The organism is Xenorhabdus japonica, from assembly GCF_900115195.1.
Lineage (GTDB): Bacteria > Pseudomonadota > Gammaproteobacteria > Enterobacterales > Enterobacteriaceae > Xenorhabdus > Xenorhabdus japonica.
Genome location: NZ_FOVO01000036.1, coordinates 1 through 16,534, shown reverse-complemented (window position 1 = coordinate 16,534; position 16,534 = coordinate 1). Strand labels below are relative to the sequence as shown.

15 protein-coding genes and 1 tRNA gene are annotated in these 16,534 nt (G+C 44.7%); 11 read left to right on the top strand and 5 right to left on the bottom strand.

The genetic code is table 11. From position 1 onward, the window contains the following. Positions 1-371: 371 nt before the first annotated feature. Both BM135_RS12940 and BM135_RS12935 read right to left on the bottom strand, forming a co-directional pair. The gene (locus tag BM135_RS12940) at positions 372-1,628 is read right to left on the bottom strand and encodes a valine--pyruvate transaminase (protein ID WP_092520240.1); all 1,257 of its coding nucleotides are present in this window, start codon (positions 1,626-1,628) and stop codon (positions 372-374) included. Between the two features lie 108 nt (positions 1,629-1,736). After that, the gene (locus BM135_RS12935) at positions 1,737-2,288 is read right to left on the bottom strand and encodes a DNA-3-methyladenine glycosylase I (protein WP_175486133.1); all 552 of its coding nucleotides are present in this window, start codon (positions 2,286-2,288) and stop codon (positions 1,737-1,739) included. Positions 2,289-2,513: 225 nt separating this feature from the next. Here BM135_RS12935 and glyQ point away from each other — a divergent pair, with 225 nt between their 5' ends. The 11 genes from glyQ to BM135_RS17725 all read left to right on the top strand — a co-directional run bounded on the left by glyQ (position 2,514) and on the right by BM135_RS17725 (position 14,811). Further along, positions 2,514-3,452 carry a glycine--tRNA ligase subunit alpha gene (gene glyQ, locus BM135_RS12930; protein WP_092520201.1) on the top strand — a complete coding sequence of 313 codons (939 nt, stop codon included), beginning with the start codon at positions 2,514-2,516 and terminating at the stop codon, positions 3,450-3,452. Between the two features lie 9 nt (positions 3,453-3,461). Continuing rightward, the gene (glyS, locus tag BM135_RS12925; protein ID WP_092520200.1) at positions 3,462-5,531 is read left to right on the top strand and encodes a glycine--tRNA ligase subunit beta; all 2,070 of its coding nucleotides are present in this window, start codon (positions 3,462-3,464) and stop codon (positions 5,529-5,531) included. 241 nt (positions 5,532-5,772) lie between these two features. Further along, positions 5,773-5,849: transfer RNA gene (locus tag BM135_RS12920), tRNA-Pro, on the top strand. 542 nt (positions 5,850-6,391) lie between these two features. Next, positions 6,392-8,002, top strand: a complete 1,611-nt coding sequence (gene dppA, locus BM135_RS12915) for a dipeptide ABC transporter periplasmic-binding protein DppA (RefSeq protein WP_092520198.1) — start codon at positions 6,392-6,394, stop codon at positions 8,000-8,002. Between the two features lie 145 nt (positions 8,003-8,147). Next, complete coding sequence (dppB, locus tag BM135_RS12910) at positions 8,148-9,167, top strand: dipeptide ABC transporter permease DppB (RefSeq protein WP_092520196.1); 1,020 nt, start codon at positions 8,148-8,150, stop codon at positions 9,165-9,167. A 10-nt stretch (positions 9,168-9,177) separates the two neighbouring features. Beyond that, positions 9,178-10,080: a dipeptide ABC transporter permease DppC gene (dppC, locus tag BM135_RS12905; RefSeq protein ID WP_092520194.1), complete on the top strand. Its 903-nt coding sequence runs from the start codon at positions 9,178-9,180 to the stop codon at positions 10,078-10,080. Positions 10,081-10,092: 12 nt separating this feature from the next. After that, the gene (gene dppD, locus BM135_RS12900; protein ID WP_092520192.1) at positions 10,093-11,073 is read left to right on the top strand and encodes a dipeptide ABC transporter ATP-binding protein; all 981 of its coding nucleotides are present in this window, start codon (positions 10,093-10,095) and stop codon (positions 11,071-11,073) included. Continuing rightward, on the top strand, positions 11,070-12,125 hold the full coding sequence (dppF, locus tag BM135_RS12895; RefSeq protein WP_092520189.1) for a dipeptide ABC transporter ATP-binding subunit DppF: 1,056 nt from the start codon (positions 11,070-11,072) through the stop codon (positions 12,123-12,125). Before dppD ends, dppF begins: the two co-directional genes overlap by 4 nt. A 217-nt stretch (positions 12,126-12,342) precedes the next feature. Beyond that, entirely contained in the window at positions 12,343-13,050 is a 708-nt protein-coding gene (locus tag BM135_RS12890) for a HAMP domain-containing protein (RefSeq protein WP_092520238.1), read from the top strand. 106 nt (positions 13,051-13,156) lie between these two features. Beyond that, positions 13,157-14,626 (top strand): insulinase family protein, encoded by a 1,470-nt coding sequence (locus tag BM135_RS12885; RefSeq protein ID WP_092520187.1) that lies wholly within the window; start codon positions 13,157-13,159, stop codon positions 14,624-14,626. Between the two features lie 62 nt (positions 14,627-14,688). After that, complete coding sequence (locus BM135_RS17725) at positions 14,689-14,811, top strand: hypothetical protein (RefSeq protein ID WP_281244140.1); 123 nt, start codon at positions 14,689-14,691, stop codon at positions 14,809-14,811. A gap of 71 nt (positions 14,812-14,882) precedes the next feature. Here the strand turns inward: BM135_RS17725 and BM135_RS17210 are convergent, their stop codons facing one another. From BM135_RS17210 to BM135_RS12875, 3 genes are all read right to left on the bottom strand, one after another. Further along, a complete protein-coding gene (locus tag BM135_RS17210) occupies positions 14,883-15,176 on the bottom strand; it encodes a hypothetical protein (protein WP_217644304.1) in 294 nt (97 codons plus the stop codon). A 79-nt stretch (positions 15,177-15,255) separates the two neighbouring features. Further along, positions 15,256-15,462, bottom strand: a complete 207-nt coding sequence (locus BM135_RS17205; protein ID WP_217644303.1) for a hypothetical protein — start codon at positions 15,460-15,462, stop codon at positions 15,256-15,258. Between the two features lie 44 nt (positions 15,463-15,506). After that, positions 15,507-15,854 (bottom strand): hypothetical protein, encoded by a 348-nt coding sequence (locus BM135_RS12875; RefSeq protein WP_092520185.1) that lies wholly within the window; start codon positions 15,852-15,854, stop codon positions 15,507-15,509. Positions 15,855-16,534: the final 680 nt, after the last annotated feature.

Genomic DNA, 16,534 nt, shown 5'->3' with positions numbered 1-16,534 from the left:
TATCATCGTCTGTTTCATTAAACGTGCTTTAGATCACAGAATACTGAGCAATTGTCTTAATTTGAGATAGTAGAGGTAATTTAAAGTCAAAAATTCCTGCTTATTCAATCCATTACAATATGATTTTTCTGATTAAATATACGCAGTTCAGGGAAGGTGTAAAAACAAGGATTGTTTTCCTTTCCTATTATGTGTGAAAAATTCTTTTTGGATTCTAATAACTACTGTCCTGTTCTCAGGTAAAAGTCCTCGTTATCATCTTGCTCCCTCCCCCCTAAATGAGGGAGCTTTTTTTATTTTATTGGTAACCATTTTATTGAAAATCGTCTTAACGGAGAACGGTCTTAATTCAGAACTGTTTGCAATGTAGATCAGAGCATTGCTTCTCTATGCGCTATCTCAATCTCTTCAGATAAAATACGAATACCTTCTTCGATCTTTTCAATATCAGGGACATAGTTCATTCGCATACATTGATGGGCATGAGGCCAATTATGTTCCAGGCCTGGGAAGAAGAAATGCCCTGGCACCATCAGCACGTTCCGTTTTTTCAACCGCTGATAAAGCACTTCTGTCGTGATTGGTAAGTTCTTGAACCAGAGCCAGAGGAATATAGCACCTTCTGGTTTATGGATAAGACAGCGATCTTCTGATATGTGGCGACGAATGATTTCAATCACGTTATCGACCCGCTGTTTATAAAACGGTTGAATGACGTTTTGTGACAGGCGAAACAGGTCGTTGCGCCGAATCATTTCCAGAGCAATAGCTGGCCCAACGCCACCGGGAGACAGGCTGATAATGCCATTCATGTTACTGACAGCATCAATGATTTTTTCATTGGCTATGATGATCCCACAGCGGGAACCAGGCAGCCCCAGTTTGGACAGACTCATACACAGAATAATATTGGGATTCCACAGCGGGGTCGCTTCGCTAAAGATAATGCCGGGGAATGGTACACCGTAGGCATTATCTATCAATAAGGGAATTTGATGCTGTTGAGCCAGACCATCCAAGCGCAGTAATTCTTCGTCGGTAATAACGTTGCCTGTTGGATTGGTAGGGCGAGAGACGCAAATCAGATTGATATCTTCGGTAATATTCAGGTGATCGAAATCGACGTGATATTTGAATTGGCCGTTGGGCAGTAATTCAATATTCGGTTTATTGGCAACAAATAACCCTTCATCCAAACCTGAATCCGAATAGCCAATATATTCCGGAGCCAGAGGAAACAAAACACGTTTCATAGAACCGTCTTCAGCGCGACCAGCCAGTAAGTTAAACAGATAGAAAAAGGCACTTTGGCTGCCATTGGTCAGGGCAATGTTTTGTGGGTGGATTTCCCAGCCGAGCTTTTCCTGTAACTCTTGAGCTAATGCCGTTATCAAGGTGTTTTTCCCTTGTGGCCCGTCATAGTTGCATAGGGTTTCACTTAATTGACCGTCTAACGCCATATCAGTCAATATCTGCTGGAAATATTCATCCATTTCTGGGATATGTGCGGGATTGCCACCACCTAACATAATCGCACCAGGCGTTCTCAGACCTTGGTTGAGATCAGTCATCAGGCGGGTAATTCCTGAATCTTGTGTAAATTTGTTTCCGAATTGCGAAAATTTCATAGTGGCGTTTGCGTCTGTTTTTGTATGAGAAGAAGACACCATACCCCGCTCATTAATGGGGTGCAATGGGGTAAAAGAGGTATTCTGCGTTTTTTAGATACAGGTAATTTATTTTCGGCATAAACAATTTGCGAGGTGATCGTTTACCAAGCCTGCTGCTTGCATAAAAGCATAGCAAGTGGTGCTGCCAATAAATTTAAACCCGCGTTTTTTCAGAGCTTTTGAAAGTGCATCAGAATTTTCTGTTTTGACAGGAACTTCTGACAAGTTTTGCCAGTGGTTAATCTGCTGGGAATCATCAACGAAATGCCAGATAAAAGAGCTAAAGTCTTCACCTTGTTCAACCATTTGCAGGTAAGCGCGAGCGTTGTGAATAATCGCATTGATTTTGGCTCGATGTCGCACGATGGCAGGGTCTTTCATCAAACGTTCAACATCCATTTCATCCATTTTGGCTATTTTGGACGGATCAAATCGATGAAAGCATTTTCTATAGCCTTCCCGTTTTTTCAGAATAGTTAACCATGATAAACCCGCTTGTTGCCCTTCTAGACAAATCAGTTCGAAAAGTTGTTGGCTATCTCTCAATGGGGTTCCCCATTCGTTGTCGTGATAAGCCAGATAATTAGGGTCGGATGTCACCCAACCACAGCGAGTTATTTCTTTGATCATAAATCGAACTTCACCTTAGGTAATGGCTAATAAACACACCAATAATAGCTGTATAAATATACAAGTAAAGGGAGTCGAATAAGATTTTTTTATACTGCGGCAAAATTGAGGGGTGATCAGTGCTGTATATCTTACGTTCAAAGGGTATACTGACTCCTTTCGTTTAAATTCACTCTTTCTTTTAAATTCATATATATCGCGTGCGGATTCAACATGCAAAAGTTTGATACCAAAACCTTTCAGGGAATCATCCTGACACTACAGGATTATTGGGCGCGCCAAGGCTACACCATTGTCCAACCACTGGATATGGAAGTCGGCGCAGGAACCTCTCATCCTATAACCTGTCTGCGTGCCTTGGGGCCAGAGCCTATAGCAGCAGCTTATGTGCAACCTTCCCGTCGCCCGACTGACGGTCGTTATGGCGAAAACCCAAACCGCCTCCAGCACTACTATCAATTTCAGGTGATCATCAAGCCATCTCCAGATAACATTCAGGAGCTCTATCTTGGTTCCTTGAAAGCGTTAGGGCTTGATCCGACTGTTCACGATATCCGCTTTGTTGAAGATAACTGGGAAAACCCAACTTTGGGAGCCTGGGGACTGGGCTGGGAAGTTTGGCTGAATGGTATGGAAGTGACTCAGTTCACTTACTTCCAGCAAGTCGGTGGCCTTGAATGTAAGCCAGTAACTGGTGAGATTACTTACGGTCTGGAACGTCTGGCTATGTATATTCAAGGCGTGGACAGCATTTATGATCTGGTGTGGAGCGATGGCCCGTTGGGTAAAACTACCTATGGCGACATTTATCATCAGAATGAAGTTGAGCAGTCTACTTACAACTTCGAGCACGCCGATGTCGATTTTCTGTTTACCTGCTTCGAGCAATACGAAAAAGAAGCACAGGAACTACTGGCACTGGAAACCCCGCTGCCACTGCCAGCTTATGAGCGCATTCTGAAAGCAGGCCACACTTTCAACTTGCTGGATGCCCGTAAAGCGATTTCAGTGACTGAACGCCAGCGCTATATCTTGCGTATCCGTACCCTGACCAAAGCAGTTGCTGAAGCTTATTATGCCTCCCGAGAAGCACTTGGCTTCCCTATGTGTAACAAGACAATGTCTAACAAGACCTTGTGTAACAAGAACTGAGAGGCCATCATGACTCAACAGACTTTCCTTGTGGAAATCGGCACAGAAGAGCTGCCACCAAAGGCGCTGCGTTCACTGACTGAATCCTTTGCGGCCAATATTGAAGCAGAATTGAATAACGCCAATTTGGGTCATGGTGAGGTTAGCTGGTTTGCAGCTCCTCGTCGTTTGGCGCTGAAAGTAGCAAATCTGGCGGCTGCACAGGCTGATCGTGAAGTTGAAAAACGTGGCCCTGCGATTGCTCAGGCGTTCGACGCAGAAGGTAAACCAACCAAAGCGGCCGAAGGTTGGGCGCGTGGTTGTGGTATCACCGTTGATCAGGCTGAACGCATGGTAACGGATAAAGGAGAATGGCTGCTCTACCGTGCTCAGGTCAAAGGCCGTGAAACCAAAGAACTGCTGGCGGATATGGTGGGTAGTTCTCTGAGTAAACTGCCAATCCCTAAACTGATGCGTTGGGGTGATAAAGAAACTCAGTTTGTTCGTCCGGTACATACGGTCACGATGCTGCTGGGCAGCGAAGTGATTAACGGCGAAATTCTGGGGATTAAATCAGATCGCATTATTCGTGGTCACCGCTTTATGGGTGAGGCGGAATTTACCATTGAGAACGCAGAACAGTATCCGGCTATTTTGCACGAGCGTGGTCGCGTTATCGCAGATTACGAAGCACGTAAAGCGATGATCAAGCGTGACGCTGAACAGGCTGCCATGCAGCTGGGTGGTGTAGCTGATTTGAGTGACAGCCTATTGGAAGAAGTGACTTCTCTGGTGGAATGGCCGGTTGTACTGACTGCGAAATTCGAAGAAAAATTCTTGGAAGTTCCTGCTGAAGCACTGGTTTACACCATGAAAGGCGACCAGAAATATTTTCCGGTTTACGACAAGGCCGGCAAATTGATGGCAAACTTTATTTTTGTCACCAATATTGAATCTTCTGATCCTCAGCAAATCATTTCCGGTAATGAAAAAGTTGTGCGCCCACGTCTGGCGGATGCAGAATTCTTCTTCAAAACTGACCGTAAACAGCGTCTGGAAGACAACCTGCCTCGTTTGGAAACCGTACTGTTCCAGAAACAGTTGGGAACACTACGTGACAAAACGGATCGCATTCAGGCTCTGGCTGGCTGGATTGCGGAAAAAATTGGTGCAGATGTAAATCATGCGACTCGTGCCGGTTTATTGTCCAAATGTGACCTGATGACCAACATGGTATTCGAGTTCACCGATACGCAGGGCGTGATGGGGATGCATTATGCCCGTCACGATGGCGAAGCTGAGGATGTGGCACTGGCACTGAACGAGCAGTATCAGCCCCGTTTCTCTGGTGATGAATTGCCATCAACGGGGGTTTCCTGTGCCGTAGCCATTGCAGATAAAATGGATACTTTGGCGGGGATCTTCGGTATCGGCCAGCATCCGAAAGGGGATAAAGACCCGTTTGCGTTGCGTCGTGCGGCACTGGGTGTTCTGCGTATTATCGTGGAGAAAAAACTGCCTCTCGACCTCCAGACTTTGGCAGAAGAAGCGGTGCGTCTGTATGGTGACAAGTTGACCAACGAAAAAGTTGTGGATGATGTGGTTGAGTTTATGCTCGGTCGTTTCCGCACTTGGTATCAGGAACTGGGTTACAGTGTCGATACCATTCAGGCAGTACTGGCGCGTCGTCCGACCCAACCCGCAGACTTTGATGCCCGCATGAAAGCCGTGACGCATTTCCGCACTCTGGATGAAGCGGTTTCTCTGGCAGCGGCCAATAAGCGAGTTTCCAACATTCTGGCTAAATCGGAACAACAGTTGAATGACTCTGTTCTTGCTTCCGTGTTGAAAGCGGCAGAAGAGATTCAATTGGCGACACACCTTGTGGTGTTGAAAGAAAAACTGGCTCCTCTGTTTGCCGAAGGCAACTATCAGGATGCGTTGGTTGAATTGGCCTCCCTGCGTGAAGTTGTGGATGCGTTCTTCGACAATGTGATGGTGATGGATGAAGACAGCCAAGTCAGGGTCAATCGCTTGACGTTGTTAAACGAACTGCGTGACCTGTTCTTGCGTGTTGCGGATATTTCACTGTTGCAGTAATTTCTGTTTTATTGGTTTAGCGTAAGCTAGCTTAATGTTGCAAAGCCTTACCTTTATTGGGTGAGGCTTTTTTATTATCTGTAATATTTTTATAGCCAGTAATATTTTTGTGGCCTGCAATATATATGAGATGACATATTATGCGACGACACCATTTTGGATGGTTTATCGTCAAATAAACACTTATCTTTAAAAAGGTATTGACGGTTTGTAACTCTGGCAGTAAGATGCGCTTCGTTTTCGGCGAGTAGCGCAGCTTGGTAGCGCAACTGGTTTGGGACCAGTGGGTCGGAGGTTCGAATCCTCTCTCGCCGACCAGCATTCTGAAACCCCGCTCTTGTGAGCGGGGTTTTTTCTTATGTCTTAAATAAGATCCTTCAAATGTTTCCTGCACATCACACTCAGCTTCGTACACTATATCGTAAATCGTAACATCATAAATTTTGTGTTAATAAAGCAAATTAATAGTAAAAACCGTTAATTTAACAAAAAATTTGATGCGTTTTGCTTTCATTGTTTGTATTTTGATCATTTTTGTCGAGTGAATCATCCTAATATCTTATGTGTTCCCGCCTTTTCAATAAGCCTTATTGCTCATTATTTAAGTAATTGGTCACAAATTCAAAATTATCATCATCAGAGATTAATGCTTTCTATTTGCATGATTTTTGGTTTATTTGTCTATTTTGTGTGCTTATTGTCATATTTTTTAACCTCCATTGTTAATAATTCTTTTCTTTTGTGTTTTTCTTGTGTTTCTGATGTCGTGTTTGATGATGTTGACGTCAGGCATAACAATTGATTAATTGATAAGCGAAAAATAATAAAACAAGCTAAACATCACAAACGGGGTTCAAGTAATGACAATTTCCAAGAAAAAACCGTCCAGTTTGTTAACGCTGGGTGTCGGTCTTGTCGCATTGGCTGTCACAGCCAGTATTCAGGCAAAAACGTTGGTCTACTGCTCTGAAGGTTCTCCTGAAGGCTTTAACCCACAACTATTCACTTCTGGCACAACTTATGATGCTAGCTCAGTTCCCATCTATAACCGCTTAGTGGATTTTAAGTTAGGTACAACAGAGCTTATTCCTAGCCTTGCTGAACGTTGGGACGTGAGTGAAGATGGCAAAACTTATACTTTCCACTTGCGCAAAGGTGTGAAATGGCACGGTAATAAGGAATTCAAGCCAACACGTAATTTCAATGCTGATGACGTGATTTTCACCTTCATGCGTCAGAAGGATAAAAATCATCCGTACCATAAAGTTTCAGGGGGCAGTTACGAATACTTTACTGGTATGGATCTGGGTAATATCATCAGTAAAGTAGAAAAATTGGATGATTATACTGTTCGCTTTGTGTTATCCCGCCCCGAAGCGCCTTTCTTGGCTGATATCGGGATGGATTTCGCTTCAATTCTGTCCAAAGAATATGCTGATGTTATGATGAAGGCTGGCACACCGGAGAAAGTTGATCTTAACCCGATTGGTACAGGTCCATTCCAGTTAATGCAATACCAAAAAGACTCCCGAATTCTCTATAAGGCATTTAAAGATTATTGGGAAGGGCCAGCGAAAATTGACCGCTTAGTATTCTCTATTACCCCTGATGCTTCTGTACGTTATGCGAAATTGCAGAAAAATGAATGTCAGGTGATGCCATATCCAAACCCTGCTGATATCGCTCGCATGAAACAGGATAAAAACATTGTCCTGAAAGAACAGGCGGGACTGAATGTCGGTTATCTCTCCTTTAATGTCACCAAGCCACCGATGGATAACCAAAAAGTCCGTCAGGCGCTGACTATGGCGGTTAATAAAGATGCCATTCTTGATGCGGTTTATCAGGGTGCAGGACAGAAAGCGAAAAACCTGATCCCACCGACCATCTGGAGTTATAACAACGACATTAAAGACTATTCCTATGATCCAGCCAAGGCTAAGGAACTGCTGAAAGAGGCTGGTTTCCCGAATGGTTTTGAAACTGATTTGTGGGCAATGCCAGTACAGCGCCCGTATAACCCGAATGCTCGCCGCATGGCGGAAATCATTCAGGCTGACTGGGCGAAAATTGGTGTTAAGGCCAAGATTGTCAGTTATGAATGGGGTGAATACCTGAAGCGAGCCAAAGATGGCGAACCGAAAACGGTCATGATGGGATGGACAGGGGATAATGGTGACCCTGATAACTTCTTCGGTACTTTGTTTAGTTGTGCTGCTAAAGAAAAAGGTTCTAACTATTCCAAATGGTGTTACAAGCCATTTGAAGACATTATCCAGCCAGCACGTGAAACTGCTGATATCAACAAGCGCACGGAGCTCTACAAACAGGCTCAGGTTGTCATGCACGAGCAAGTACCTGCATTGATCATTGCCCACTCTACGGTTTACGAACCTATCCGTAAAGAAGTGAAGGGCTATGTGGTCGATCCTTTTAGCAAGCATCACTTTTATAACGTAGATCTCAAATAATTCTTGCTGCTTGGCTGTTGTGATTAACCATCCCCCAGATTTTTCTGTAGGGATGGTTTCGCTTCTCTGATGGGCAAGTCAATTTTTGTATTACACCAAGCGGCCTGAAGAGCCGTATCTGGTATTTAAAAAGAGAATTCAGGATATGCTGCAATTTATCCTCCGACGTTTGGGATTAGTGATCCCGACGTTTATTGGTATTACGCTACTGACTTTCGCTTTTGTGCACATGATCCCCGGCGATCCCGTTCTGATTATGGCGGGAGAGCGTGGTATCTCCGCTGAGCGTCATGCTCAATTACTGGCTGAAATGGGGTTGGATAAGCCTCTCTGGGAGCAATATTTTCATTACATCAATGGCGTATTGCATGGTGATTTGGGGATCTCACTGAAAAGCCGCATTCCTGTGTGGGATGAGTTTGTCCCACGTTTTCAAGCGACTCTTGAATTGGGCATCTGTGCCATGTTATTTGCTATATCCGTCGGCATTCCGGTAGGGGTCTTAGCGGCGGTCAAACGCGGTTCTATCTTTGATCATACATCGATTGGCTTGTCATTGACAGGCTACTCCATGCCCATTTTCTGGTGGGGAATCATGCTGATCATGCTGGTTTCTGTCCAGTGGAACTTAACGCCTGTTTCTGGCCGAATCAGTGATAGCGTGTTTCTGGATGACAGCAATCCTCTAACGGGATTCATGCTGATTGATACGCTGATTTGGGGAGAGCAGGGTGATTTCACGGATGCAGTGATGCATATGATTCTGCCTGCAATTGTGTTGGGAACGATCCCGTTGGCGGTGATTGTGCGCATGACACGTTCTGCCATTCTGGAAGTGCTGGGCGAAGATTATATCCGTACTGCCCGCGCAAAAGGGTTGAGCCGCATTCGTGTCATTATTGTCCATGCACTGCGTAACGCTTTGTTGCCTGTCGTCACGGTAATTGGTCTACAAGTGGGTGTCATGTTGGCGGGCGCTATTCTGACAGAAACTATTTTCTCATGGCCGGGATTGGGGCGTTGGCTGATCGATGCCCTGCAACGTCGTGACTATCCGGTAGTACAGGGTGGTGTATTGCTGGTTGCGACCATGATTATTCTGGTCAATCTGGTGGTTGATTTACTGTACGGCATCGTCAATCCGCGCATTCGCCATAAGAAATAAGGAGCACATGATGACTCAAACAACTGAGCCAGTAGTATCGGGTGTGCCGAAATTAATGACGCCGATACAGGAATTTTGGCACTACTTTAAACGTAACAAAGGCGCATTGATTGGCCTTGTCTATATTATCCTGATGCTACTGGTGGCGTTATTTGCAGGGGTGTTGGCTCCGCATGGCCCGGCAGAACAATTCCGCGATGCCTTGCTGACGCCTCCGGTATGGCAAGAAGGCGGAAGCTGGCAATTTATCCTCGGCACGGATGATGTCGGGCGCGATATCTTGTCCCGCCTGATGTATGGGGCACGCCTTTCATTGTTGGTTGGCTGTTTGGTCGTGGTGATGTCACTCATAATGGGCGTCGTTCTGGGGGTATTGGCGGGTTATTTTGGTGGCGTGGTGGATGCCATCATCATGCGTGTCGTCGACATTATGTTGGCTTTGCCAAGCCTGCTTCTGGCATTGGTGCTGGTGGCGATCTTCGGTCCATCAATTGTCAATGCATCATTGGCATTGACTTTCGTCGCCTTGCCTCACTACATCCGCCTGACAAGGGCGGCGGTATTAGTTGAAGTTAATCGCGATTATGTGACGGCTTCCCAAGTGGCTGGTGCGGGAGCTACGCGCCAAATGTTCATCAATATCCTGCCAAACTGCCTTGCACCGTTGATTGTGCAGGCGTCATTGGGGTTTTCGAATGCCATTCTCGATATGGCGGCCTTAGGATTTCTGGGGATGGGGGCACAGCCACCGACACCAGAATGGGGAACCATGCTGGCAGATGTTTTGCAATTTGCCCAGAGTGCGTGGTGGGTCGTGACCTTTCCGGGGCTGGCTATCTTATTGACAGTACTGGCATTTAACCTGATGGGGGATGGGTTGCGTGATGCACTTGATCCTAAGCTCAAGCAGTAGGGGTATTGTGAAATGGCATTATTGAATGTAGACCAATTATCGGTGCACTTTGGGGATGAAGATGCACCATTCCGCGCCGTTGACCGTATCAGCTACCATGTTGAGCAGGGAGAGGTTGTCGGCATTGTTGGGGAGTCCGGCTCAGGTAAATCAGTCAGCTCATTAGCGATTATGGGGTTAATTGATTATCCGGGCAAAGTCATGGCTGAAAAGATGGAATTCAATGGTCGTGACCTGACCAAAATTTCAGAAAAAGAGCGCCGCCAGTTGATTGGTTCGGAAGTCGCGATGATTTTCCAAGATCCCATGACCAGTTTGAATCCGTGCTACACCGTCGGTTATCAGATCATGGAAGCCTTGAAAGTCCATCAGGGTGGAAATCGAAAAACGCGGCATCAGCGGGCAATCGACTTACTGACATTAGTAGGCATTCCTGATCCGGCCTCTCGTCTGGACGTTTATCCGCATCAGTTGTCGGGTGGGATGAGTCAGCGCGTAATGATCGCAATGGCTATCGCGTGTCGTCCGAAACTTCTGATTGCCGATGAACCGACAACGGCTCTGGATGTCACCATTCAGGCGCAAATCATCGAACTGCTGCTGGAATTGCAGCAACGGGAAAACATGGCATTACTCTTGATCACCCATGATTTGGCACTGGTGGCTGAAGCTGCCCACCATATTATTGTGATGTATGCCGGACAAGTGGTGGAAATTGGCAAAGCAACGGAAATTTTCCGCGCACCACGTCATCCTTATACACAGGCATTATTGCGGGCATTGCCGGAATTTGCGGTGGATAAATCCCGTTTGGCATCGTTACCCGGTGTTGTTCCCGGAAAATATGACCGCCCAACGGGGTGTTTGCTCAATCCTCGTTGCCCTTATGCCAATGAGCATTGCCATCAGGAGGAGCCTCCATTGAAATCAGTGGGAGGACGTCAGGTTAAATGTCACATGCCGCTAGATGATGAGGGGAGGCCAACAGTATGAGCACTCAACAAAATCAAGAACAGGAAAAAGCCGCTGTTTCTTTAAAAACTACTACTCCTTTAAAAACTACTACTCCTTTAAAAACAACGGTTCCTTTGCTAAAAGCCACTGATCTTAAAAAATATTATCCGGTTAAAACAGGCTTATTCTCGCCTGGACGTATGGTAAAAGCGTTGGATGGTGTTTCATTTGAGCTGGAAAAAGGCAAAACGCTGGCCGTTGTCGGTGAATCGGGTTGCGGAAAATCCACATTGGGTCGTCTACTGACCATGATTGAAAAACCGACCGATGGAGAGCTTTATTATTTGGGGCAAGATCTCTTAGTGCCAAATAAAGAAGCAGAAAAACTTCGTCGTCAGAAAATCCAGATCGTATTTCAAAATCCCTACGCTTCCTTAAATCCCCGTAAAAAAGTGGGACAGATTTTAGAAGAGCCTTTGTTGATTAATACCCCACTGACTGCGGCCGAACGCAAGGAGAAAGTCTTGCAGATGATGGAGAAAGTGGGATTAAAGCCGGAACATTACTCGCGTTATCCGCATATGTTTTCTGGCGGTCAACGTCAGCGTATCGCTATTGCTCGTGGGTTGATGTTAAACCCGGACGTAGTGATTGCCGATGAGCCAGTTTCGGCGTTGGATGTTTCGGTGCGAGCGCAGGTTCTGAACCTGATGATGGACTTGCAGCAAGAACTGGGATTATCTTACGTCTTCATATCTCATGATCTTTCGGTTGTTGAGCATATTGCCGATGAAGTGATGGTGATGTATTTGGGACGCTGCGTTGAAAAAGGCAGTAGAGAAATGATTTTCAACAATCCGCGTCACCCTTATACACAAGCGTTATTGTCTGCGACTCCTCGCCTGAATCCAGCACTGCGTCGTGAACGCATTAAGCTGACAGGAGAACTGCCAAGCCCGATGAATCCGCCTTCGGGATGTGCTTTTGCTGCTCGTTGTCGCCGTGCATTTAGTCCGTGTACTCAATTCCAGCCGAAATTAAAGCGATATGGCGAACAACTGATCGCGTGCTTCGCGGTCGAACAGGATTAAAACTCATTCACTTAATCATATTTGATCGGGGTATAACGTATCAGCATTAGAGTAAAAACGTTAGGCACTTACTGTATTGCGTTGCACCGCTATATCCCGGTTATTTTTCCCTTTCGAATTCATCAAAATAAGACGACCACAAGTAAAATCAAGTATACTCCCTCACATTGTTGGGGGAATGCTGGTCAGTATTTTTATTATTATTGGTTTGGATAAGATGAAATCGCGTGTTAAACGTTCGTTAACCATTAAACAGATGGCCGCAGTGACAGGAGTCACTTTGGTTACTGTTGCTATTTTCATCACCATCCAGTTATTCCACTTATTGCAGCAGTATAAAGATGACTACACTAATCAACTTAACAACGCTGCCACACAGATTAAAGCCCCTTTGGCAAAGGCATTGCTGAGTTCAGATCTCAATAAGGCAAAAACGCTGTTGCTTGGCTTGAAAACCTCAGGCATTTTGGGTCGCGTAGATGTGCGATTGCCTGATAACGTTCCGATGATGAGTCTGGATTTTGCCACCCATCATCCTATACCTGAACTGGCAAAGAAGGTTTTTGGCATTCCCTTTGAGGTAAATATTCCCCTCTATGTGTATAGTGCTTCGCCAAAAGCAGCGGAGCCACAGGGACAGCTTATTTTGCAGGTTGATTCCAATCGAGTGTATCGTTTTGCTATGACTACACTTGCATTCATGTTGACCACCTATTTATTACTTGCACTTATTCTTACGGTGTCGATAAGCTGGTGCGTAAATCGCATTATCATCCATCCATTGCGCGATATTGCGCGGGAACTGAATGGAGAACAGCCGCCAACGCCTATGTCTTGCCCTAAAATCCATCAGGATGATGAATTGGGTTTACTGGTAAAAGGCTATAATCGTCAGGTTAATAAGCAGAATATGCCATCAAAATGAAACCTTACCAGATGAATAGCGGTCTAATCCTTGATGATAATATTTAGGTATTACTAATTGTCTTAAGTTTCACAGGATAAAATTAAACAGGTAGGGGTAAGTAAGAATGCTGGGCAACAAAATCGGGTATCTTATTGGTGGTGCGATTCTGGCTACGACTTGTTTGGTACAGGCTGAAACCTTGCTGCCTGATCCTGCATGGCAACAAGGCAAACTGGAAAATGGATTCAGTTGGCAAATTCTGCAAACACCACAGCGGCCCAATGACAGAATACAGCTGCGGTTACTGGTAAAGACAGGCTCTTTAGCCGAGAAAAACCTACAACGAGGCTACACTTACCTTATTCCGAAAATCGTTTTATCCAGCAGTAAAGATTTATCATCGCAGAAATTGGAAAATTTGTGGCACAACGCGATCGATACTAAAAACCCTTTTCCACCTGCCATTGTTTCATATGATTTCACCCTTTATAGCTTGAGCCTGCCGAATAATCGCTCTGATCTATTACAAGATGCATTGATCTGGTTATCTGACATTGCGGGTAATGCAGTGTTTACACCAGAAACACTGGCACAGGCCATGAAAGGGGATGAACATACTGTCACGACTTTTCCACCTGATATCCAAGATCCCGTGTGGCGTATGCGGCTGAAAGGCTCGACGCTTATTGATCATGATCCGGGGATGTCGGTATCCGTGCCTGTGGATATGAAAAAAGTCGAAAATTTTTATCGTCAATGGTATACGCCGGATGTGATGACACTGTATATCGCGGGCCATATTGACAACCGATTACTATCAGAGCGGATTAATCAGGCATTTTCGTCATTGGAAGGAAAACGGCAGACACCGGTTTCTGTTCCAACATTGCTGCCGCTGAAAGCGGCAACAATTAGCGTAGAGAGTGATAAAGCCAAACAAGACCGCCTATCTTTAACTTGGAACCTGAATTGGCTGTCAATTAACGATTCGCATACTCTGGCTCAATATTGGTTAAATGACCTGACGCGTGAAGCGCTTTACCGTTACCTGCGATTGGGGCTTAAAGAAAAACAGGATGACATGAAGCTAGGCTTGGATTGCCATGTGTTATACCAACGGGCAAATTGTTCATTAAATCTGGATGCTCCTGCGGACAAGCTGATGGAATCCACGTTTTATCTGGCTTCTCAACTGTCATCACTGCGTGAAAATGGATTATCGCAAGAACAATTTGATGAACTTTATGCTCAGAAGCGGAGTCAGCTCCAGCAGTTATTTGCCATGTATGCCCGCACGGATACCGATATTTTGATTAATCAACGTCTGTTATCACAGCAAAATAACGTAATAGATATCGCCCCCGAACAATTCCAGCGGCTGAGACAAGCATTTTTATCTTCCCTGACACCACAGGTTTTGAATAAAAAACTAAAAGAGATGTTGTCTCAAGAAATCTCTTTTATTCTGGTGCAACCAAAAGGTGAAGTGTCTGTTGATATTAATGAAATTAAAAACAGTTTTAACCAGATTATGAGACCGGGGCCACTGCCGGAGAAGCCGAAAGAATCTGAAACGGTGAAAGATGGGGAGTAAAAGGGCTAACTCATAAGGCATTGGGTTATCCAACGTCATTTGAAATAATGGACGGCTGCATTGTGCTAATCCCCGACAACGACGACACCCGCGCCATCCGACAGCAGTATGCACGCCAGCAAGACCAGCTCAGTGAGATTAAGCTCAGGATGCGGGAGCTGATTGGGGATTATCAGGCAGGATGAGCATAAAAAGCCGGAATATCACGAAAATATTTCCGGCTTTTTAATATGGCTATTGTGCGAAACTGCGCTTATTAACCATAGAAATAGTCAAAGAAATTCCCAAAATTATCTGAACCTATTAATGGCTCAATTTCCTTGGCAATCATTTCAACAAACTCTGGTTTCAATTCATCATCTTCATCACAAATTTCAAAAATATCAAATTCACCATATACTATCTCTATTAGTTTTGATAATGAGATGAAAAAATCAGCTAATGAATCAGATATTTTAAATGGTTTTCCAGCATCATAATTAGCATAAACAGGTATATCTTGATTATCTAATAAAGCAATAATTGGTTTTCCTCCACCAATATCATCCATAAATACTAAATTATTATCCGGCCAGTTCGGATTTTTTATCCAACCATAGCCATATTGAGCCTCCTCTATTTCATCAAAATTACCAAAATTTGATTGGAGTAAAACCAGTTTCTATTACCATATCGACAGGCGAAAACTTTTCAAACAAGAATAATATATCGTCAAATTTGTTAATATAATCAGGCCATTCTTGCTCAATGCCGTATCGTTCTTCAAATTTGCCTTGAAGATTAAATTTGTTATGAACGTTAACTAGTTCATTTAACGCCTTTTCTAATTTATTCATGTTAATCTCTTGGAATAGTAGAATTTATTTAGCTTTACATTTTTTCAACTGCAATTGTCTTGCTGTTTCTTCTCTATCAATGAGGCGACCTTTTCCTGGATTTTCATAAACTCCCCTATTCCCTTGATTACTATATAAGTATTCATCAATACCACTAGGGTGTTCACCATTCTGTAGAAAAACAATATTTCTAGAGTCTCCTTTCCAAGCTCTCCTCCCAAGGCACCATTACCCTTAACACTGTTTATATGGTGTCCTGTATATCCTCTCTGAGATATGATGGAAGACAATTTGCCATTACTTTTCGTCTCTTTGATTATTTTAATTTCTTCATCAGACCAATTGCGAGAACCACCGCCTGCTTCAACAAGAACTCTTTCTTCCCCCCCCATACTCTATTGATTGCTGTTCCCCTCGCTCCTCGTTGAGGGCTTATAGTGTCACGAACTTTGTACCACATTAAATCTTTTGGATTTAATCCCAATGGGTCGATCTGCCCTGTGGGGTTATGAACGTAGGCATACGGATTAGTTTCCCCCATTAGCCCCAACGGATCATAGGGTGGGTTCGGGTGCGGTCATACTGTTTAAAGCGATTTTCTCTTTGATTATCAGCTTATTAAAGAACCGTTTTTACCCGTTCTGCTCACCCCCGCGAACCTAAAACGCCGATGTGCGTTTTTGGCCTGTTTTGAGACTTTGCTCCGGTGCGCTTTTGCCCTGCTACCACTGTCAGCTGTTGTGCAGTATAGCGCCCCTTTTTCCTTGTTATTAACTTAACAACCTGATTTTGTGATGTTTTTTATTTTCGGCAACGGGCGAACGTCGCCCAACTTGCTTGGGCGGCAGGCAACCGTTCTGCGGGCGCGGGCGGCACAGAGCCTGCCAGCGACGCTCTGGGTCACTGGCGTTTCAGATTGGGCACGGCTTTACATGACCATACCGTGTTGACAAGGGAAGCCCCCTGCGGGGGCTGCACCTGTCTTTCCTACACAAATATTGCCGGAAGTTGCATCTGTTTTTGAATTTTTGTATTTATTGTGGAACTCAACAATAAAGCCTGTTTGAGGCCC

Bases quoted from the DNA above. Each gene is read 5' to 3' on its own strand.
- BM135_RS12940 (WP_092520240.1), bottom strand. From the start codon at position 1,628: ATGAAATTTTCGCAATTCGGAAACAAATTTACACAAGATTCAGGAATT.
- glyQ (WP_092520201.1), top strand. From the start codon at position 2,514: ATGCAAAAGTTTGATACCAAAACCTTTCAGGGAATCATCCTGACACTA.
- glyS (WP_092520200.1), top strand. From the start codon at position 3,462: ATGACTCAACAGACTTTCCTTGTGGAAATCGGCACAGAAGAGCTGCCA.
- dppA (WP_092520198.1), top strand. From the start codon at position 6,392: ATGACAATTTCCAAGAAAAAACCGTCCAGTTTGTTAACGCTGGGTGTC.
- dppB (WP_092520196.1), top strand. From the start codon at position 8,148: ATGCTGCAATTTATCCTCCGACGTTTGGGATTAGTGATCCCGACGTTT.
- dppC (WP_092520194.1), top strand. From the start codon at position 9,178: ATGACTCAAACAACTGAGCCAGTAGTATCGGGTGTGCCGAAATTAATG.
- dppD (WP_092520192.1), top strand. From the start codon at position 10,093: ATGGCATTATTGAATGTAGACCAATTATCGGTGCACTTTGGGGATGAA.
- dppF (WP_092520189.1), top strand. From the start codon at position 11,070: ATGAGCACTCAACAAAATCAAGAACAGGAAAAAGCCGCTGTTTCTTTA.
- BM135_RS12890 (WP_092520238.1), top strand. From the start codon at position 12,343: ATGAAATCGCGTGTTAAACGTTCGTTAACCATTAAACAGATGGCCGCA.
- BM135_RS12885 (WP_092520187.1), top strand. From the start codon at position 13,157: ATGCTGGGCAACAAAATCGGGTATCTTATTGGTGGTGCGATTCTGGCT.
- BM135_RS17210 (WP_217644304.1), bottom strand. From the start codon at position 15,176: ATGGATGATATTGGTGGAGGAAAACCAATTATTGCTTTATTAGATAAT.
- BM135_RS17205 (WP_217644303.1), bottom strand. From the start codon at position 15,462: ATGAATAAATTAGAAAAGGCGTTAAATGAACTAGTTAACGTTCATAAC.
- BM135_RS12875 (WP_092520185.1), bottom strand. From the start codon at position 15,854: ATGGGGGGGGAAGAAAGAGTTCTTGTTGAAGCAGGCGGTGGTTCTCGC.